The following is an 18,757-nucleotide window of genomic DNA, read 5'->3' on the forward strand; positions in this document are numbered from 1 at the left end:
TTAATCCGTTTCGCTCGTTACAACGCTTTCAACCAACAAAAAGATAAGACTGAAAGCGTTGCTAATCAACGCCCCAATCATGAGCATGTAAGCTGTAACCAAATTATTTAAAATCTGTAAAAACACAAACGCCGGTATGAGATGCAACACGGTAGCTAAAGAGCTGGCTAACAGCTCTGAAGCGAAACGCTTACACACCCCAATTTTAAGCGTAACAGAAATAAGATTTAAAGCTAACGCTACAAACAACACCACCGTGTTAGGCTCATACAAAAACCCTGCAATGGTGGTTAAAGAAATAAGGCTGAACAGCACATGAATGACCCGACCCCAATCCATAGAAACTCCTTAAACTTGACCGCCCTCATACAAACGGCGCATTTTTTCTTTCTCTTGAGCTTTTTTAATTTTTCTAGCCTCATTCTCATAATATTTGCCCATATCAAAGCCTAACAATAACGCCACTTTAGGAGCGATGAAAATAGAGCTATAAGTCCCTACAATCGTGCCTATTAGCATGGGCAATGAAAAGCCAATAATGATCTTACTCCCAAACACGCACAAAATCAACACCACAAAAAACACGGTTAAAGAAGTTAAAAGCGTGCGCGTGAGCGTGCTGGAAATGGCTTCATTAATGGCTTGAATGGCATTTTTAGTTTTTTGAGAGAGTATTTCTTCTCTGATCCTGTCAAAAATAATGATCGTATCATTAATGGAATACCCAATCAAAGTGAGTAAAGCCGCAATCACTTCCAAGTTCATATCAATCTTAAAAACAATCACTGAGCTTGCCACTAAAATCACATCATGCACAAGCGCAATGACACTCGCTAAAGCAAAACGCCATTCATAGCGGAAACTCACATAAACCATGATCGCCATTAACGCTAAAATCAGCGACAAAACGCCCTTTTCTTTCAATTCGCTCCCCACTCTAGGGCCCACGGTGTCAAATTTACGGATTTCAAAATCGCCACTGGGTTTTAGAATGTTAGCCACGATAGCGTTCAAATCTTCATTTTCAGCCGTTTCTACAAAAGGGAATTTGATTAAAATTTCTTCTTTAGAGCCAAATTCGCTCACTTGCACGCCTTTAAAGCGGGCTTCTTTTTCAAAAAGATCGCGCACTTCTTTAATGGGGGCGTTTTGAGTGTAACGCACTTGCACCAAACTCCCCCCCGCAAAATCAATCCCTAAAGAAAACCCTTTAAAAAACAAAAGCCCCAACGCTAGAAGCGCTAAGATCGCTGAAACAACCACCCCATAATTGGAATAACGCATGAAGCTTAAGATTCTAGTTTGTTTGAATAATTCCATAAAACCTCCTAAGCTCTTTTATTCACGCCAAACCAAAAGTAAAGGCTTTTTGTTTGAGTGAGTTTAGGCAAAAGGGCTTGATAAATCCCTTGCGTGCCTACAATAGCGGTGATAATAGAGGCTAAAATCCCAATGCCTGTGGTTAGGGCAAAGCCTTTAATCGCTCCTGTGCCATAAGCGTATAATAACACCGAAGCGATCAAGGAAGTGATATTGGAATCAAAAATCGCCCGGCTCGCATTGATATAGCCTAAATGGATCGCCTTAGCAATGCCCTCATTCTCTCTTAAAACCTCTCTAATGCGCTCGTTGATAATGATATTAGCATCCACGGCAATCCCCACGGTTAAAACAATCCCCGCCATTCCAGGTAAAGTCAGCGTCGCTCCAAAAATCGCCATGACCGCCACAATCAAAAAGAGATTGACCACTAACGCCATGCAAGCGATCACCCCCGCCATAGAGTAATAAAGCACCATAAAGCCCATAACCAAAATAAAGCCCCCAATCAGAGCGATAATGGAAGTTTTAATGCTGTCTTTCCCTAAACTTGGGCCTATAATTCTTTTTTCTAAAACCTGAATGGGAGCGCTCATCGCCCCGCTCCTTAAAGCGATCGCTAAATCGCTCGCTTGAGCCACGCTAAAATTCCCGCTAATTTGCCCGCTCCCTCCGCCAATACGCTCCCTGATCACTGGGGCTGAATAAACCTTATTGTCTAAAACAATCGCCATGCGTTTGCCCACATTCGTGCCTGAGAAATCCCCAAAAATCTTAGCCCCTTGCGCATCCAGCGTGAAGCTCACCACCGGCTGGTTGTTTTGATCATACACCACTTTCGCATCTGTAAGCATTTCGCCATCTAAAATGGGGATCGCTTTGAGCAAGATTTTACCCCCCATTTCCACATCCGATAACAACACACTGCCCAATTTTTGAGCCTCTAAATCCGTCATTTTCATCGCATCTTTATTGTGTTCTTCATCCACCGCCATCATCTGCAAATGAGCGGATCGAGAAATCAACTCTTTAGCACGCCGTTCTTCTTCTAAAGTCTTAATACCGGGCAATTGCACCGAAATTTCTTCTCGGCCTTGCTGAATGACTACAGGCTCTGCCAAACCAAATTGATCCAAGCGGTTACGAATGATCCCTATCACTTGCAAAATCGTGTTTTTACGCAATTCCTCTTGCTCTAAAGGGGTGAGCTTCACGCTATAAAACCCCGCTTCTTTTTTGATTTCAAACTGGCTATGACCTTGCAATTCCAATAAAAGCGCGTCTAATTTTTTCGCTTCATCTTCATCTAAAAGCTCAAAACTGATCCCCTCTAGGCTAGATTTAATGTCTTTAAGCAAGATATTTTGCTTTTTAGCGTTGTATTCTAAAGCGGACGCCAAGCTTAAATACTTGTTTTTTAAAGCTTCATCGGTTTGCACCCCTAAAAGCATGTTTAACCCTCCCCTTAAATCCAAACCTAAAGTGATTTTAGGGCCTTTAGTCTCTAGTAAAGAAGGCACAGAAAACCCTACCCCCAAAAGAAGCGCGCAAATAAAAACGATTAAGCGAGGGTTAAAAAGTTTCATTAGTTGTTATTTTGCACCGCTTCTTCGTCTAATTTGAACGCTATATAGTTTTTAGAAAGTTTAGCGGTGGTGTCATCATTGAGTTTTACGCTAAAAAAATTCGCTTCCGCTTTAAGCACCTCAACGATCAACCCACCTTGAGTGACAACTTTATCGCCATTAGTCAAGCCCTCTATCATTTCTTTGTGCTTTTTTTGTTGTTGGCGTTGCGGGCGAACAATCAAAAAATAAAAAATAAGAAACAACACCACAAATGGTAAAAGAGTCGTTAGAATGTCTTTAGTTTGTCCCATTTAATTTCCTTAAAAGATGTTTTAATCTCAAATTATAGCATTTTTAACTATTTCTTTAAAGCCGCTCTTTGGTTTAATAAAAATAAATACAAAGCCCCTATGATCCCAGAAATCAAAGATCCCAATAAAATCGCAATTTTTGCCACTTCCATAGCATCCTTATGCTCGCTCGTGAAAGCCAAATTAGAAATAAACATAGACATGGTAAAGCCAATCCCTGCTAAAAGCCCAGCCCCTAAAATATGCCACCAGCTGATGCCTTTAGGGCGCGCGGTGATTTTAAGCTTTTCGCTTATAAAAGTGATGAGAAAAATCCCTAAAGGCTTGCCCAAACAAAGCCCTAAAATAACCCCTAAAAGCACCTTATCCACTTCTAAATTGATGCTAGAATCAACGCTCACCCCTGCGTTTGCAAACGCAAATAAGGGCATGATGAAATACCCGCTAATGGGGGCTAAAAAATGCTCCAATCTTTCTAAGGGGCTTTGTAAAGCGCTCGCTTTTTCTTCAATAGAATGCAAGATTTCTTGCTGCTCTTTGGTCAAAAGCACTCCTGAACTCGTTTCTGCGTACCGCTTGCCCAGTTCTAAAAGCTCTATATTTTTAGAATCTTTAGGGATCTTCACCGGTATCATAAAAGCCAGAATCACTGCAGCAATCGTCGCATGGATACCGCTCTCATGCACGCAAAACCAAAGCAACACCCCTAAAAGCAAGTAAGGGATAAGCGAGCGGATATTCAAACGGTTCAATACAGCTAAAACAAGAACCACCCCTAAAGCCCCTAAAAGCCATGCGAATTTTAAATTCGTGGTATAAAAGAGTGCGATCACCACAATAGCCCCCAAGTCATCAGCCACCGCTAGAGTGATTAAAAAAACCTTTAAGGCGGTTGGCACTCTCTTGCCTAAAAGCATGATCACGCCTAAAGCGAACGCAATATCTGTCGCCATAGGGATCCCAAAACCATGTTGAGAAGGCGTGTTAGCGTTAAGAAAAAAATAAATCAATCCTGGGGCTATCATGCCCCCTATGGCCGCAATCACAGGAAAAGAAGCTTTTTTGAAACTGGACAGCTCCCCAAACAACAATTCTCTCTTGATTTCTAATCCTATCATTAAAAAGAATAACGCCATTAAGACATCATCAATCCAGTTATGCAAACTAAAGCCGATGAAAAAATCCCCTATTTGAAACCCAAAAGGGGTGTGCCATAGCACAAAATAACTTTCTTTTAAAAACGAATTAGCCACCACCATCGCTAAAACAGCGTTTAAAAAGAGGAAAATCCCTCCAAAAGACTCGCTTTTAATGAAGTTTTTAAGCGTCACACTGATCGCATTTTCTGTTTTTTTGATATTCATAGACAACCTTAAAATTTTTAATTTCAAACCCATAATTTTTCAAGCAGTCTTTTATGAGCGTAAATAATGCCCGCTTGTATCTTAAAATGGGGGGCTTGAGTTTGCAAAAACTCAGCGTAATGAGACACTTGCACCTTATGGCTTTGCTGGTAATTTTGAGAGCTTTTATAATCTAAAACATACAAATTTTGCCCCTTATCCCACAATAAAACATCAATCCTAGACACAACCCCTTGGAATAAAAAAGCCGCTTCACCCTTTAGGACCCAATTTTTAAAAAGAGCTTGTATCTCTGCATCGTTTTCAAAAAGCTCTAAACTTTCTTCTAACGCTTGATAATCCAAACCATAAAAACCATGATGGTAGTTTAAATATTCTAAAACGCTTTTTTTAGGAATGCGATAAGCGTATTGGTATTCTAATCCCTTGTGCAAGGCGATGCCAAAATGGATCGCTTCTTGGTCGTTATTCTTTTCATAATCGCTATCTGGCTCTTCTTCTATCTCTTGGACTTGCTCGCCATAGGCATGGGGTTTGATCAAAACACTTGCGATTGAAGACTCTTTTTTAGAAAAAATAACCGGTGCGATTTCTCCCTCTTCTAAAGGCTTGAGATCCAGTTTTTCGCGCATGCCTTTGTTTTTGCTTTCTTTTTGGTCTTTTTTTTGGTCTTTGTCTTTAGCCACGACAACTAGCCCTAACTCAGCCCTAGTGAATGCGACATAATACTCATTGATTTTTTCATGATCTTTAGCCGCTTTTTCTTTACCTAAAGCCCTAGCGTAATCTTTATCCACCATCTCACGATTTTTCATTCTGCAATAAAAGTGCACAAGCTCTGTGCCCTCATATTCTTCAAGGAATTGATTGGAGTCATTTTCAGGCTCGCCCAAGCGTTCGCACACGATCACATAAGGGAATTGCATGCCTTTAGATTTATGAATAGTCATGATCTGAGCGCCTTTTGAATTGAAAGAAGCGATCTTTTTAGCCTCTAATTTTTCTAAAAATTCATCGGCATCTTCGCACCCAAGCGCCAACTCCAAGCAGATTTGCGCGCACTCTGTATAAAGCTCAAACAATTCCATCACCTTCCACACAAAGCCTGCCACGCTCTCTTTTTTAGGGTTAAAACCAGGTAAAGCGATCACATCATCATGCAAGTATCCAGCGAGTTTTAAAACGCTGTGCTTATAAAAGGGCTTGTAGGGTTCTTCAGCTAGAGCGTATTCTAAAGCGTTCTTAATGATTTTAGATTCTACAAATTGAGACAATTTAGCGCTAGATTCCGTGCTTGGGCGAATCGCACTCAACTTCTCTTGCAAATCATTTTTGATTTTCAAAGCGTCTTTATTAGTGGTGCATAAAATGGTAATGTCTTTAGGCTCAATGCGATGCTCTAAAAGGTTTTGAGCTTCTTGTAAGATTTGTTCTAACAATTCTCTTTCATTAGCCACTAAAGAGACTTTAACATAGCCGTCTGTAGCATGTTTATTGTTGAAAGCTTTAGGGTGTTTTTGCTCCAAATAAGCGGTGGGGAAATGTTGATAAGCCTTTTTAAAAATGGTATTCACATAATGAATAATCAAAGGCGAACTGCGGTGGTTGAATTCCAAATTATCGTGGTGAAAATCCTTAGAAACGCTTTCAAACAAGGAGCTAAAACTCCCCCTAAAGCCATAAATGCTCTGCTTGACATCGCCCACAAAAAACACGCTCCTGTGCCATTTAGCTTGCCCTATCCCAGCCTTAATCTCATCAATAAAAGGGGCTAAAATCTTATAATCGTTCAAGCTCGTGTCTTGAAATTCATCAATCAAAATATGCGCGATTTTGCTGTCCAACCTGAAATAAAAAAACTCCGCCGGCACCTCTTCATAACCCTTCAATAAGGCATGGACTTTATCTTTAATCGCATCAAAATCCAGGGCTTGGATTTTAGAAGTGGCTTTATCATAAAGCCGGATGAATTTAGGGAATTTTTTAAATAATGCGGTTTCTTTGGCTTCATAATAGCGTTTTAGATCGTTTTCAATCTCTTCGCATTCGCTCTCTAAAGCAGGGATTTCATTTTTGAATTTTTTGAAATAGTGGTATTCGCTCTTTTTTTCAAGCCAGGTTAAAGAGCTGTTTAAAAATCCCCTAAAATCATCGCATTTAATGGCTTTTTTAGCCTTATCTGACGCTTTCTCTGTGCTTTGAATTTGTTTGTTCAAGCTTCTTAGTTTTTCTAAAAAACCCTCTTCATCAAATGCAAGCTCTCGCTTATTAGGATCAAATAAATAGAGCTTGTTTTTTAAAAAACGCAGCTGCTTTAAAATAGAATCGCTTGTGTAACTATCATGGCTTAAGCATTGAGTGATAAAAACGCTCAATTCCTCAAGCTGTTCGCTATTTAAAGCGCTCAAAAAACGCTCATCAAGCTGTTGTTGGTGTGCTTTTGTGTCTTCATTGACTTCAAAATTCGCACTCAACCCCACAAACCAACAAAATTTCCTCAAAATGCTTTGGAAAAACGCATCAATGGTGCTGATTCTAATTTCGGCGTTTAAAAAGCGTTGGTAGATTTCTTGAGCCCTATTTTGCACGAAACTAGGGTTTAAGCGGTATTTTTCTTCTAATTCTTTTAGGATATTTTGGGATTTTTCTTTTTCTTTTTCATCTTCAAGGTTTTCTTTTTGCAAGATTTTTAAATAGTCTAAGATGCGCTCTTTCATTTCGGCGGTGGCTTTTTTAGTGAAAGTGAGCGTCAAAATCTCGCTAGGATTAGCCCCCTTAAACAATAGGGCCAAAAACCGCACGCTCAAAGCGAAAGTCTTCCCGCTTCCTGCTGAAGCCTTTAAAGCCATGCATTGTCTTTTTGTATCCATTATAGCTATCCTAAAATTCTATTTTGTCTTTATTATAACCTAAAAGCCTTTTTTACTTAAGCTAAAAAACCCTAATCTTTTGCTATAATCATGGGGTTTTGTCGTTTTTCTATCATTTTATAAGAATCAAAGGCAAAGACAGCGTCAAATTCACACATGCTAATCCTTGTATTTAGGTGTTCTTAAGAAATTTAAGAATCAAATGAGCATGGAGGAAGAGAACCAAAATAACTTTAAGGAGAATATTCTCATGGTAACCATGAAAGATTTATTAGAATGCGGTGTGCATTTTGGACACCAAACAAGGCGTTGGAACCCTAAAACCAAGAAATTCATTTTTGGCGTTAGGAAAAATATCCATATTATTGATTTGCAAAAAACCTTGCGCTATTTTAGATACACTTATAATATCGTGCGCGATGCGAGCGCTCAAGGCAAGAGCATCATGTTTGTAGGCACTAAAAAACAAGCCAATGAAACTTTGAAAGAATTTGCTGAAAGCATTCAAGTCCCTTATGTCAATTACCGCTGGCTTGGTGGCATGCTAACTAATTTTAGCACCATCAGAAAATCAGTGAGAAAATTAGAAATCATTGAAGAAATGGAAAATAGCGGTCAAATTGATTTATTGACTAAAAAAGAAAAGCTCATGATTTTAAGGAAAAAAGAAAAGCTGGATAAGTATCTTGGCGGGGTGCGCCACATGAAAAAAATCCCTGATATGATTTTTGTGATTGATGTGGCTAAAGAAAAAATCGCTGTCGCTGAAGCAAGAAAACTCCATATCCCTATCGTGGCTCCCTTAGACACTAATTGCGACCCTGATTTAGTGGATTACCCCATTCCTGGAAATGACGATGCAATCCGCTCTATTAGGCTATTCTGTAAAGAAATGAGCGAAGCGATTTTAGAGGGGCGAGAACTCATGCAAGAAGAAATCGTCCATGCGGATGAAAATAGCGAAGAGATAGAGTATGTGAGCAATGAAGAAAAAGAAGAAATGCTCGCTGAAATCCAAAAAGAAATCACTCAAGGAGCCGAATAATGTCAGGAATTAGTGCTCAATTAGTCAAAAAATTAAGGGATTTAACCGATGCGGGCATGATGGATTGCAAAAAAGCCCTTGTAGAAGTGGCTGGGGATTTGCAAAAGGCTATTGATTTCTTGCGCGAAAAAGGCTTGAGTAAAGCCGCTAAAAAAGCCGATAGGATCGCTGCTGAGGGCGTAGTTGCTTTAGAAGTAGCACCTGATTTTAAAAGCGCGATGATGGTAGAAATCAATAGCGAAACGGATTTTGTGGCTAAAAATGAGGGCTTTAAGGAATTGGTTAAAAAAACTTTAGAAACGATCAAAGCCCACAATATTCATGCCACAGAAGAACTGCTTAAAAGCCCGTTAGACAACAAGCCTTTTGAAGAATATTTGCACTCTCAAATTGCTGTGATTGGTGAAAATATTTTAGTGAGAAAAATCGCTCACTTAAAAGCCTCTAGCTCTCATATCGTCAATGGCTATGCGCATTCGAACGCCAGAGTGGGCGTGTTAATCGATATAAAATACAATAACGAGAAAAACGCTCCAAAAGCGGTTGAACTAGCCCGAAACATCGCTATGCATGCCGCAGCGATGAAACCTCAAGTGCTAGACAGCAAAGACTTTAGCCTTGATTTTGTCAAAAAAGAAACTTTAGCCTTGATCGCTGAAATTGAAAAAGACAATGAAGAGGCTAAACGCTTGGGCAAACCTTTAAAAAACATCCCCACTTTTGGGAGCCGCATTGAATTGAGCGATGAAGTTTTAGCACGCCAAAAAAAAGCCTTTGAAGACGAATTAAAAGCGCAGGGTAAGCCTGAAAAAATCTGGGATAAAATCGTTCCTGGAAAAATGGAAAGGTTTATCGCTGATAACACCCTTATTGATCAGCGCCTGACCCTTTTAGGACAATTCTATGTCATGGACGATAAAAAGACTATCGCTCAAGTGCTTGCTGATTATTCCAAAGAGTGGGATGATGATTTACAAATCACTGAGTATGCGCGTTTTGAATTGGGCGAAGGCATTGAGAAAAAGGCAGAAAATTTCGCTGAAGAAGTGGCTTTGCAAATGAAGTGAGCTTTTAAGTGCGTTTTGCACTTAAAAGCTCTCATAACTTTAACCATCAATAAACTAACATGCCTTACAGACTGGAAAAAGACTTCCAAGACTTAATCGCTAGTAACAACAACATTCAAAAAGATATTTGCTCTATTTTAGAAATGGATTATAAGGATTTTAAGTTGTTAAGAGAGGACACTTATATCAATGGCATTACAGCAGACTTCACGCTTTTTAAAAAAAATAAAGTTAGAGCCATTATAGAGTGCAAAGGCGGAGCTATCGGGGTGAGCGAGTATGTTCGTGGTATCGGTCAAATTTTTCAATACGAATATTTTTTTGAAAATCATCTAAGCCTTAAAAATTATGGATTTTGCCAAAATTTTAATAGTGTATTGATTTTTCCTGAAAGCGTGTTAAAAAACAACGATTTTAATGTGGGGCTTTTCAAATACCCCAAAAGCAAGAAAATTTTAGAAATTAATTCGCATAATTTAGTTGTTAGGCACATTAATGATAACGAATTAGAGAAATTAAGAGAGACAAAACATAGGGATTTTAAGGTAATTTCGCCTTATTATGTGCGTGATATTAGATTTTTTGAAGTGTATTTCTTGCTCCAAGTTTTAGCCATTTTCAAATTTAAAAATAAATTAGCACATCGTAAAAACATAGAAGAAACTATTTTAAAAAAGACCCATTCGCTTAATAATGGTAATTGGCGGAATGTTTTTATCACGCTATCCACATTGGGTTTCATTGATAGCAAAAATTATCCTACAAGTATCGGTTTAGACTTTGTAAATATGAGCTATAGCGAATTTCTTGTGATAGTTTTTGAAAGTTATATCAAGCCTTACTATATAGAGATTTTCAAACTTGTAGAAAATGATACGCGTAATTTAAAAAATAATGAAATTGCAGAACGCATTAAGATGGATTTTAACAACCATGAAGTCTTATTTTTGACTGAGTCAAATTCAAGATATATTTCATCATGGCTTAATATAGCCAAAGATGATTTTGCTTTTTTTAGTTTTACTAAAAGATTAGCACAAAGGCAACTGATTTTTAACCCTTTTACCAGCAATAAAGAAAATTTTATTAAACATATTGAAAAATATTCACTATATAATAACTATTGGGTGCAAATACGCTAATGAGTGAGTGTTTTCAAAAATTTCAAGACATTCTGCTCTCTTAAAATGTGGTTGTGCGAAAAGAAGCTTTCAATCTGGTGGTGGTTAGAAAATTCCTTTTTATGTTCATAAGCCTTTCTAATGTAGGGGGCAAACCCAAAAGGGTTTTCTAAATCCTTTAAGGCGTTTTTCAAACTTTCTTCATCTTTATCTAAAGTATCAAAATACTTGAGCAAGACCTCTCTGGTTTCATAACTCAAAATATCTGAGCCTTTAAAAAAAGTGATGTTTGCATTAGCGACTCCATACACATAAATTGCATTGGGTTTAGGCAGGTTTGAATTCCACATGGGGCGAGATGTTTGAAGATTTTTTTCACCCTTATCGTTTTTAGAAAACTTGATTTCAATCCCTACCACATAATCAAAAATAAAAACCAAAAAATCAGGGTAATTTTGTGAGCCAAAAGGCTGGTATAAAAAATGGCTTGTAAGGTTTGAAAAAGGGTTTTTAAGGGTGTTTAGGTGATTTTTTTCTAAAACTTGCTTTTTGAGTTGGCTAAAAGTGGTTTTGATTTCCTTATTAGGCTTTTCTTCAATATGGCTTAATTCTTCTGTTAAATCGCCGTTGATTTCGCTAAAGTGTTTTTTTAATTCATTCCTAAATTTGTTTTCAAACTGCTCCCCTGTGTTAGAACTTGCAAAAAACTTTCTTTTATGGGTAATTTCTTGAAACACTTTTTCAAGCATGCATTTCCTTTAATTTGCAATATTCTTCCACAAAATCATAAGTAGAAAACCCTAAAACTTGTGTGTTTTTATGAGCGAGTTTGTTAAAATCAATTTTATGGATAATCATTAAAGCTTCTTTGGAGTGGGCTTTAATAAAAAAATATTGTCGGTTTTTAATCAGTAAATTTGCATTGGTGATCTTTTCGTTGTAATCATAAAAGCCTTGTCTCACCACCGCAAAATCCCATTGGTATTTTTCTTTGTTGAAATATTTAAGGGTGTGTGGCGTGTTGTTATGAATATAAGTGATGAAGTCATTATGGCGGATTTTTGGGGGTGCAATGATCCGTTCGTCTTTAAGATTTAAGGCGATATTTTTATGCATATAGATTTGAAAAACACATTTCACATCATAGGGCCGTTCACTAAAAATAAAAGCGTTTTTTTCTAAATCAGCGTTTAAAACCAATTTTGCACGCTTATCAATGTGTTTTTGGATAGAATAGCGTTTGAATAAATTGGGCAAAATAAACGCTACAATAGGTGCTTCGTTTAAAGATTTGTTTAAAAAATCTAATGCTAATTTCCCTCTATGCCCAAAAGGAGGGTTGCCAATAATGATGCACTTTTTGTTAAACTCAATCCATTCCAACAAATAATCTTTTTTTTGAATGCCTTGAGCTTTAGGGGCAATATCAAGGGCGAGACAATCAGCAATCCCTAATCCTTTTAACGCATCAACAAAGCTCCCACTCCCTGCACTTGGCTCTAAAAAATGGAATGCGTTTAAGTCTAGCCCTAGATTTTGATTGATGAGATCTTTTAATAAATCCAAACAAAATCGTGCGATTTTGGGATGGGTGTAAAAAGCGTCTAAATTCTTTTGCAAGGCAGTATTACTAACCATTTTAACCCCATTTTAGTTGAAATCAAACCCACCTGCTTCGCCTAAACTCATGCTTTCATAAGCCGCATTCACATAGCTGTTGCGGATCTCGCATTTTAAAACCTTATCGCATTTCAAGCAACTCGCTACTTGTTTTTCTTCTTGGCATGCTTGCAATTTCAAAAGAGCGTCATTAAAACGCTTTTCATATTCTAATTTTTTAGTGCTATTTTGCATCATTCTCCCTTTAAATATTTTTCTAAAATTTGAGCTTCATGCTGGCTGGTCAAATAGCATTCGCTTTTTTCATGGTAGCTTTCTACGCTTTGCTCTAGCAAACGCTTTTTAACCCCCTTATCAAAATAAAACGCTTCCCCTTTAGCTTTTTCAACCATCAAGGCTAAAGGAAAGACTTCAAAAAGCTTTCGCAATTTCTTTTGCGGGTAGGAAAACATTCCGCCTTTTTTGATGAGCACATGATGAACATCAGCCACCATAGATCCTGAGTATCGTAAGCGGTAATTTTCTGCAAAAAACCCTTCTAAAGCCTTTTTTAAGCCCAAAGAAAAATCCTTTTGATTGCCTCCGCTAGCGATGATCTTACCCTTATTTTCTAAAATAATGGTTTCTATAAAATGGAACTTGTTTTGGTAAAATGCGTAACGATAAACTTCTTCTAAAGCCACCACCAATTCTATTTTATGCCCAAAAACCACATAAAGGCTTGCGGCTAAATTTTGCGCCTTATAATCCTTTTCATAAATCCCTATAATCGTGCCTACTAAGAAATTCGCCTCCATCACTGAGCTCCCGTCTAGCGGATCATAAGCGATCAAATAAGAGCCGTTTTCTTTAGTAACGGGCGTTTCTTTTTCTTCGCTAAAAACGCTTTTCACATTTTCTAAACTCAAAAAATTTTCTTCTAAAAATTTGTCTAGGGCTAAATCCGCTTTAATAGGCGTATCCCCGCTGCTGTTTTCTAACTTAGTGTAACTCCCAGCGTCTGGCTTTTCTAAAATCTCTTGGGCTTTTTTAACCCCTTTTTCTAAAAGACTAATGATTTCTATAACGATGTTTGCATGCTTGCCTTTAAAATGTTTGTAATCCATAAAAACCCTTTTATGATTTGGTTAAAGATGCTAATATTTTACTTGAAAACATTGAAAATAGGGAAGTATTTTGAAAGTAGCTCCGAGCCTTTTGAGTGCTGATTTTATGCATTTAGCCAAAGAGATAGGTAGCGTGAGTAACGCTGATTTTTTGCATGTGGATGTGATGGATGGGCATTATGTGCCTAATTTAACCATGGGGCCTATGGTTTTAGAGAATGTTACTCAAATGAGCAAAGTGCCTTTAGATGTGCATTTAATGGTAGAAAATGCGAGCTTTTTTGTGGGATTATTCGCTCCTTTAAACCCGCAAATCATTAGCATTCATGCAGAAAATGAAAAGCACCCCCACAGGGTGTTGCAACTCATTAAAAATGCAGGCATCACGCCAGGTGTTGTTCTCAACCCCCACACGCATGAAGAAAGCATTAAATACTTGCTAGAAAGCGTGGGGCTGGTGCTTTTAATGAGCGTGAATCCGGGCTTTGGCGGTCAGAAATTTTTAGATCTTGTGCTAGAAAAATGCTTGAAAGTTAAAGAATTGATTAAGCACTACAACCCTGGCTGTCTTTTAGAAGTGGATGGGGGCGTGAATGATCAAAATATCTTTGAACTCCAACAAGCGGGCGTGGATGTTGTGGTTTCAGGGAGTTATATTTTTAAATCTAAAGATCGTAAGCTGGCTATTGAAGGCTTACAGAATGTCAGACAGCCTCTTGCATAAAGATATTCAAGCCCTAATCGCTCGCTTAAAGCACCAGGATTTAAGCTTAGGCATGCTAGAAAAATCGCTCTCTCGCCTTATTTATGATGAAATCAATTTGGAATATTTAAAAGCGTGCGGGCTTAATTTCATAGAAACGAGCGAAAATTTAATCACGCTCAAAAACCTTAAAACCCCCCTTAAAGATGAGGTTTTTTCCTTTGTTGATTTAGAGACCACCGGCTCTTGCCCCCTAAAACATGAGATTTTAGAAATCGGAGCCGTGCAAGTGATGGGGGGGGAAATCATCAATCGTTTTGAAACCCTTGTGAAAGTCAAAAGCGTGCCTGATTATATCGCTGAGCTTACAGGCATCGCTTATGAAGACACTCTAAACGCCCCAAGTGTGCATGAAGCTTTGCAAGAATTGCGGCTTTTTTTAGGCAATAGCGTGTTTGTAGCCCATAATGCTAATTTTGATTACAACTTTTTAGGGCGTTATTTTATAGAAAAATTGCATTGCCCCTTATTGAATTTAAAGCTTTGCACTTTGGATTTATCCAAACGAGCCATTTTATCCATGCGTTATTCTTTGAGCTTTTTAAAAGAGTTTTTAGGGTTTGGCATAGAAGTCAGCCATAGAGCCTATGCGGACGCTTTAGCGAGCTATAAGCTCTTTGAAATATGCCTATTAAACTTGCCTAGTTACATCAAAACGACGATGGATTTGATTGATTTTTCCCAATGCACTAACACCTTAATCAAAAGACCCCCAAGGGCCAGATACCAAGAGACTCCACCGCCATTTTCTCTTTTTGAGAGGACAAAGGGCTTGTTAAACATCATAAAAGCAACCAGTTAAACGAAAATTGTTTAATTGGGTTTGATTAGGGATAAAATTTTATTCCATCATTTTTGTTCTTTGAGAATGCCGCATGCTTCTTTTAACCCTAATTCGCAAGCCTTTTTAAGACTTTCTGTCATTTGTTTTTCATCTTTTGCTACGCCTTTAGCTTCATTATAAAGTGCTGCTAATGCGTAACACCCTTTAGCATCGTTTAATTTACAACCTTTAGAGAAATATTCAAAAGCTTTTTTAAGATCTTTTGTTACGCCTTGACCAAAAAAATAAGCCCCTCCTAATTTAGAACACCCTTGGGCATTGTTTAATTCACAAGATTTAGAGTAGTATTTTAAAGCTTTTTTAAAATTTTTTGTTACGCTTCCACCATTATGATAAATATCCCCTAAAATTACACAACCGTCGCTATCGTTCAATCCGCAAGCTTTTTCAAAATATTTCTTGGCTCTAGTGGAATTTTTATCCGTGCAAATCGTTATACCTGAAAACATAAGCCCTTTAGGGTCTTGCTCTGCCATTAACCCCCAAACATAAAACCCTAAAAACCGCTCCCTAACATGGCAAAAATTCATAAAAGAATAGAGGGTTATTTTGCGATACCCTACCCCACAATATCCAACAAATGCTCTTCATGCCACAATTCAATTTCTTCTTCTTCCAAGCCAAACGCCTTAGTCCTTTGGCTGTTTGGGTAGCGGTTTTTAGAGCCTTCTTTAGGGTCTTTATCGCTAATAGCTTGCATGTTTTCTAACGCCCTTGTTTCTTGGGCTAATTCAAGCTTGCTTTGAAAGCTTTGTGCTAAATCCAGCATATCACTTCTTGCACCCTGTTGGATAGCAGAATTTAAAGGAGCGTTTTGGTTGATATAAGTTACATTGCCTAAAGCTGAAACACCCATGCTAACCTCCTTAGAATGTTTAAGTGTCCTTTAGACTAACAGTTCGGTATTTTGAGTAAATGACATTAGCTCCTTTGATGATTTTGACAAATCTTCGCTGCGTGTAGTCAATTTCGTAACTATTAAACACATCTTTTTGCATTTTAATCAACATTTTGGCTAATTCCATAATGACCTCATCTTTGGGCGTATTCTTTTGGCAAAAAACGATCAAATGCGATCCAGGAATGCCTCTTACATGCATCCATAAATCATTCGCTCTTGCGTCTTGCAAGAGTTTGATATTCTCTTTTTGGTTTTTCCCTAAGCCAATTTTAAAATCCTTATAATACAGCACTTCATACCCGCTCATCGGGCGTTTGATTTTAGAATTTTTTACCGGCATAAACATTTCCAAAACGCTTTCCTCTCCCGCTCCTTTAACATAGTTCATTTGATTTTCTTTAAAGGCGATTTTTTCTTTTAGATTCTCTTCTTCTAAATACAAAAATTGCGATTTTTGTTTCTTTTTTTTGCTGAGAGTGAATTTTTTATTAATAAAAGCGTTTAAGGGCATGCTCTTATCAATTTCAATTGCGCATTCTTTATCTTCAAAATCCTTTAAAACCACGCAACTTTCATGCCTGTTGATTAAATGCTGGTAAGTGAGTAATAGCTGGGCTTGAGTTTGCAATTTTTTCGCTTCCAACTGTAAATTTTTAGGATCTTCTAGTTTTTCTAATTTTTCTTTCAAGCGTTCTTTTTGGGTATTTAACCGCTTGATGATTTGATTTTTTTTGTGTTCTAATTCTTTATGCTGATAGGATAAAAAATCCTTTTCTAAAATGTCTAACAATCCCTTAAAATCCAAATCCTCTTCTTGATGCTCGTATATATTAGGAGGCAATGCCCCTAAAATATCGTTTTTAGCGACCCTGTCATTAAAACGAAAGGCTTCTATCACGCATCTTTCTTTATCTAAAATCATGATGTTGGCTTTTTTAGGGATCATTTCTAAACGCAAAATAAAATTTTCACTCTTATAAGCTAAATCTTTAGCGCTTGTGATTTCTAAAATCCGATCGTTATCAATGATGCTTGCTTGTAAAATTTTAGCGTTTTTAGTGAATTTATTCAAACAAAAATCTAACGCTAGGGTGTTTTTTAAAACGCTCTCTGGGGGTTTTTTTGACAAACCGATATAAGGCGTGTTCAAATCTAAAACAAAGGCGTGTTTTTCTTTAGAAAAAGTCTCTAATAAAAAAAGAGACGCATTCAAGCGTTTGAGATTAAAATGCGTTTGAGCGTTTAAAAATTCGCTGAATTTCTTTAAAAGAAAAAATTTCATTCTTGCGCCTTTAATTTTTCCTTAGCGAAAGAGATCGCACTCTCTATATTCTCGCTCCCCCCTATCATGCGCGCGATTTCTAAAACCCTTTCTTCGTTATTAAGGGTTTTTGCAAGGCTTTTGTGGTTTTCTTTGAAGACTAAAATATGGTTTTTAGCGAGCGCTGGGATATGGACTTGGTGCGAAATGGCAAAGATTTGCGAATGGCTGCTCAAGGTTTCAAGGGCTTTAGAAACCGCTAAACTCTCTTCACCGCTCAAATTAGAATCCATTTCATCTAACACCAACACGCCTTTAAAATCCTTTAAAAACTCCATTTCTAAAAGCATGAACGCCAACCTCAAACGGCTGTATTCTCCAGAGCTTAAGGTTTCTAATTGGGAATTTTGTAAATTCAAAACGAGTTTTTGAGCGCCTTTTTCGCTCATGGGGGCTTCTTCTAAAACCAAACTAGGGCTTTTTAGGAGCAAATCTTTCGCTTTAGCGCTTAAAAGAGCGTTAAAACCGGCTAAATACTCTTTTCTAAAGCCGCTTATTTGATCACACAATTTCAAGCATTCGGTTTTTAATCGCTCTATTTCTTTGTGGTAAATTTCGCAATGATTGTCAATTTCTTTGAGATTATGCAATTCGTTTTTAACAAGCCCTAATCGTTCTTTAGCATGCATAATACTCCCGTAATCCTTAATGATCCCGCTTAACATGCCAAGCCTTTCTAGCACTTTTTCAATATCCAAACTCTCGCACTCTTCTAATTTAGCCTGCTCTTTTTCTAATAGGGCGCTCGCTTCTAATAAAGCGCTTTTTAAAAATTCAGCGCTATGGCCCGCGCTCTCTAAAGCATGCGTGATTTTATGGGTATTTTCTAGCGCATCTAACGCCAGAGCGATTTTATCGTTCAATTTTTCCTTACTAGAAAGCAATTTTTTTTGCTCTAAAAGGCGTTCGTATTCATCTTCTTTTAAATCCAGTCTCTCTAATTTCATTTTTTCAAAATTCAAACGCTCTTCTAAATCCTTTTGGAAACGCTTTTTATCCTCTAATAATCGCCTTTCTTTTTCTAGTTCCTCTAATCGGGTGAATTTTTCTTCAAGCGTGCCTAAAAGGGGGCTAAACGCCTTGTTTTTGCTTTGGATATAGCCATCCAGTAAGGAAAGCATTAAAATGTCATTGAGTTCATTCTGGCTGAATCTATCGTTAGATAAGCGTTTAATCAAACCTTTTAATAACGCTTTGAGCGTGTTTTTAGACAGGCTTGTTTGGTTTAAAAAATAGCGCGTTTTTTCTTTTTTAATCACGCTGATGACTAAGGGCTCATGTTCATCTTCTCTAAAAATGCCGTATTCTTCAGTGTCTAAAAAAGGCGCAATCAATTCCACTTCAATGTTTAAAGCGTTGCTCTCTTTAAGCCCAAACGCCCCTAAAAGGCTCGCAATAAGAACGCTTTTTCCCACCCCGCTAGCCCCACTAATCGCGCTCAAGCCGTCTTTAAACTCCAAATCCAGCTTTTCAAAAACAGCGTTTTGACGCACTTTTAAGCGTGTGATTTGAGCGTTATGAAAATCTCGCATGTTT

At 37.7% G+C, this 18,757-nt stretch carries 19 protein-coding genes; 5 read left to right on the forward strand and 14 right to left on the reverse strand.

The window, feature by feature from the left end:
- From AA974_RS06690 to AA974_RS06715, 6 genes are read right to left on the reverse strand one after another with little or no spacing between them, the layout of a single operon-like run.
- Positions 1-339, reverse strand: a complete 339-nt coding sequence (locus tag AA974_RS06690; protein ID WP_000383763.1) for a DUF6394 family protein — start codon at positions 337-339, stop codon at positions 1-3.
- Positions 340-348: 9 nt separating this feature from the next.
- A complete protein-coding gene (gene secF, locus AA974_RS06695) occupies positions 349-1,320 on the reverse strand; it encodes a protein translocase subunit SecF (protein ID WP_064433907.1) in 972 nt (323 codons plus the stop codon).
- Between the two features lie 8 nt (positions 1,321-1,328).
- Entirely contained in the window at positions 1,329-2,906 is a 1,578-nt protein-coding gene (gene secD / locus AA974_RS06700) for a protein translocase subunit SecD (RefSeq protein ID WP_064433908.1), read from the reverse strand.
- Entirely contained in the window at positions 2,906-3,199 is a 294-nt protein-coding gene (yajC, locus tag AA974_RS06705; protein ID WP_064433909.1) for a preprotein translocase subunit YajC, read from the reverse strand. The genes secD and yajC overlap by 1 nt, the downstream gene beginning before the upstream one ends.
- A 47-nt stretch (positions 3,200-3,246) precedes the next feature.
- Positions 3,247-4,563, reverse strand: coding sequence for a sodium/proton antiporter NhaA (nhaA, locus tag AA974_RS06710; RefSeq protein ID WP_064434086.1), 1,317 nt, complete (start codon positions 4,561-4,563; stop codon positions 3,247-3,249).
- Between the two features lie 23 nt (positions 4,564-4,586).
- Positions 4,587-7,433 (reverse strand): RecB-like helicase, encoded by a 2,847-nt coding sequence (locus AA974_RS06715; RefSeq protein WP_064433910.1) that lies wholly within the window; start codon positions 7,431-7,433, stop codon positions 4,587-4,589.
- A 250-nt stretch (positions 7,434-7,683) separates the two neighbouring features.
- On the opposite strand from AA974_RS06715, the gene rpsB reads away from it, so the two are divergent.
- The 3 genes from rpsB to AA974_RS06730 are packed head-to-tail and all read left to right on the forward strand — an operon-like array spanning position 7,684 to position 10,687.
- Positions 7,684-8,478 carry a 30S ribosomal protein S2 gene (gene rpsB, locus AA974_RS06720; RefSeq protein WP_000258279.1) on the forward strand — a complete coding sequence of 265 codons (795 nt, stop codon included), beginning with the start codon at positions 7,684-7,686 and terminating at the stop codon, positions 8,476-8,478.
- A complete protein-coding gene (gene tsf, locus AA974_RS06725; RefSeq protein WP_064433911.1) occupies positions 8,478-9,545 on the forward strand; it encodes a translation elongation factor Ts in 1,068 nt (355 codons plus the stop codon). The genes rpsB and tsf overlap by 1 nt, the downstream gene beginning before the upstream one ends.
- A gap of 59 nt (positions 9,546-9,604) precedes the next feature.
- Positions 9,605-10,687, forward strand: a complete 1,083-nt coding sequence (locus tag AA974_RS06730) for a DUF5343 domain-containing protein (RefSeq protein WP_064433912.1) — start codon at positions 9,605-9,607, stop codon at positions 10,685-10,687.
- Here AA974_RS06730 and AA974_RS06735 read toward each other — a convergent pair.
- From AA974_RS06735 to AA974_RS06750, 4 genes are read right to left on the reverse strand one after another with little or no spacing between them, the layout of a single operon-like run.
- Complete coding sequence (locus AA974_RS06735; RefSeq protein WP_064433913.1) at positions 10,684-11,415, reverse strand: hypothetical protein; 732 nt, start codon at positions 11,413-11,415, stop codon at positions 10,684-10,686. The two genes, AA974_RS06730 and AA974_RS06735, sit on opposite strands and share 4 nt — an antisense overlap.
- Positions 11,408-12,304 carry a hypothetical protein gene (locus tag AA974_RS06740; protein WP_064433914.1) on the reverse strand — a complete coding sequence of 299 codons (897 nt, stop codon included), beginning with the start codon at positions 12,302-12,304 and terminating at the stop codon, positions 11,408-11,410. Before AA974_RS06740 ends, AA974_RS06735 begins: the two co-directional genes overlap by 8 nt.
- A 12-nt stretch (positions 12,305-12,316) precedes the next feature.
- Positions 12,317-12,520, reverse strand: coding sequence for a hypothetical protein (locus AA974_RS06745; protein ID WP_064433915.1), 204 nt, complete (start codon positions 12,518-12,520; stop codon positions 12,317-12,319).
- The gene (locus AA974_RS06750; RefSeq protein ID WP_064433916.1) at positions 12,520-13,392 is read right to left on the reverse strand and encodes a class 1 fructose-bisphosphatase; all 873 of its coding nucleotides are present in this window, start codon (positions 13,390-13,392) and stop codon (positions 12,520-12,522) included. The genes AA974_RS06745 and AA974_RS06750 overlap by 1 nt, the downstream gene beginning before the upstream one ends.
- A 70-nt stretch (positions 13,393-13,462) precedes the next feature.
- Between AA974_RS06750 and rpe the strand changes: the two genes are divergently transcribed.
- Positions 13,463-14,116 carry a ribulose-phosphate 3-epimerase gene (gene rpe, locus AA974_RS06755; protein ID WP_064433917.1) on the forward strand — a complete coding sequence of 218 codons (654 nt, stop codon included), beginning with the start codon at positions 13,463-13,465 and terminating at the stop codon, positions 14,114-14,116.
- Positions 14,094-14,957 (forward strand): 3'-5' exonuclease, encoded by an 864-nt coding sequence (locus AA974_RS06760; protein WP_064433918.1) that lies wholly within the window; start codon positions 14,094-14,096, stop codon positions 14,955-14,957. Before rpe ends, AA974_RS06760 begins: the two co-directional genes overlap by 23 nt.
- Positions 14,958-15,004: 47 nt before the next feature.
- Here AA974_RS06760 and AA974_RS06765 read toward each other — a convergent pair whose 3' ends face one another.
- From AA974_RS06765 to AA974_RS06780, 4 genes are read right to left on the reverse strand one after another with little or no spacing between them, the layout of a single operon-like run.
- Positions 15,005-15,529, reverse strand: a complete 525-nt coding sequence (locus AA974_RS06765; protein WP_230380948.1) for a tetratricopeptide repeat protein — start codon at positions 15,527-15,529, stop codon at positions 15,005-15,007.
- Positions 15,530-15,558: 29 nt separating this feature from the next.
- The gene (locus tag AA974_RS06770; protein WP_064433919.1) at positions 15,559-15,855 is read right to left on the reverse strand and encodes a hypothetical protein; all 297 of its coding nucleotides are present in this window, start codon (positions 15,853-15,855) and stop codon (positions 15,559-15,561) included.
- Positions 15,856-15,874: 19 nt separating this feature from the next.
- A complete protein-coding gene (locus AA974_RS06775; protein ID WP_064433920.1) occupies positions 15,875-17,182 on the reverse strand; it encodes an NFACT family protein in 1,308 nt (435 codons plus the stop codon).
- Positions 17,179-18,753, reverse strand: coding sequence for a DNA repair protein RecN (locus AA974_RS06780; protein ID WP_064433921.1), 1,575 nt, complete (start codon positions 18,751-18,753; stop codon positions 17,179-17,181). Before AA974_RS06780 ends, AA974_RS06775 begins: the two co-directional genes overlap by 4 nt.
- Positions 18,754-18,757: the final 4 nt, after the last annotated feature.

Origin of the sequence: Helicobacter pylori (genome assembly GCF_001653475.1) — a bacterium.
In the GTDB taxonomy this organism is placed as follows: Bacteria; Campylobacterota; Campylobacteria; order Campylobacterales; family Helicobacteraceae; genus Helicobacter; species Helicobacter pylori_CM.

What these genes read in the sequence shown, in the direction of transcription:
- AA974_RS06690 (WP_000383763.1), bottom strand. Translation starts at nt 339, where the DNA reads ATGGATTGGGGTCGGGTCATTCATGTGCTGTTCAGCCTTATTTCTTTA.
- secF (WP_064433907.1), bottom strand. Translation starts at nt 1,320, where the DNA reads ATGGAATTATTCAAACAAACTAGAATCTTAAGCTTCATGCGTTATTCC.
- secD (WP_064433908.1), bottom strand. Translation starts at nt 2,906, where the DNA reads ATGAAACTTTTTAACCCTCGCTTAATCGTTTTTATTTGCGCGCTTCTT.
- yajC (WP_064433909.1), bottom strand. Translation starts at nt 3,199, where the DNA reads ATGGGACAAACTAAAGACATTCTAACGACTCTTTTACCATTTGTGGTG.
- nhaA (WP_064434086.1), bottom strand. Translation starts at nt 4,563, where the DNA reads ATGAATATCAAAAAAACAGAAAATGCGATCAGTGTGACGCTTAAAAAC.
- AA974_RS06715 (WP_064433910.1), bottom strand. Translation starts at nt 7,433, where the DNA reads ATGGATACAAAAAGACAATGCATGGCTTTAAAGGCTTCAGCAGGAAGC.
- rpsB (WP_000258279.1), top strand. Translation starts at nt 7,684, where the DNA reads ATGGTAACCATGAAAGATTTATTAGAATGCGGTGTGCATTTTGGACAC.
- tsf (WP_064433911.1), top strand. Translation starts at nt 8,478, where the DNA reads ATGTCAGGAATTAGTGCTCAATTAGTCAAAAAATTAAGGGATTTAACC.
- AA974_RS06730 (WP_064433912.1), top strand. Translation starts at nt 9,605, where the DNA reads ATGCCTTACAGACTGGAAAAAGACTTCCAAGACTTAATCGCTAGTAAC.
- AA974_RS06735 (WP_064433913.1), bottom strand. Translation starts at nt 11,415, where the DNA reads ATGCTTGAAAAAGTGTTTCAAGAAATTACCCATAAAAGAAAGTTTTTT.
- AA974_RS06740 (WP_064433914.1), bottom strand. Translation starts at nt 12,304, where the DNA reads ATGGTTAGTAATACTGCCTTGCAAAAGAATTTAGACGCTTTTTACACC.
- AA974_RS06745 (WP_064433915.1), bottom strand. Translation starts at nt 12,520, where the DNA reads ATGCAAAATAGCACTAAAAAATTAGAATATGAAAAGCGTTTTAATGAC.
- AA974_RS06750 (WP_064433916.1), bottom strand. Translation starts at nt 13,392, where the DNA reads ATGGATTACAAACATTTTAAAGGCAAGCATGCAAACATCGTTATAGAA.
- AA974_RS06760 (WP_064433918.1), top strand. Translation starts at nt 14,094, where the DNA reads ATGTCAGACAGCCTCTTGCATAAAGATATTCAAGCCCTAATCGCTCGC.
- AA974_RS06765 (WP_230380948.1), bottom strand. Translation starts at nt 15,529, where the DNA reads ATGAATTTTTGCCATGTTAGGGAGCGGTTTTTAGGGTTTTATGTTTGG.
- AA974_RS06770 (WP_064433919.1), bottom strand. Translation starts at nt 15,855, where the DNA reads ATGGGTGTTTCAGCTTTAGGCAATGTAACTTATATCAACCAAAACGCT.
- AA974_RS06775 (WP_064433920.1), bottom strand. Translation starts at nt 17,182, where the DNA reads ATGAAATTTTTTCTTTTAAAGAAATTCAGCGAATTTTTAAACGCTCAA.
- AA974_RS06780 (WP_064433921.1), bottom strand. Translation starts at nt 18,753, where the DNA reads ATGCGAGATTTTCATAACGCTCAAATCACACGCTTAAAAGTGCGTCAA.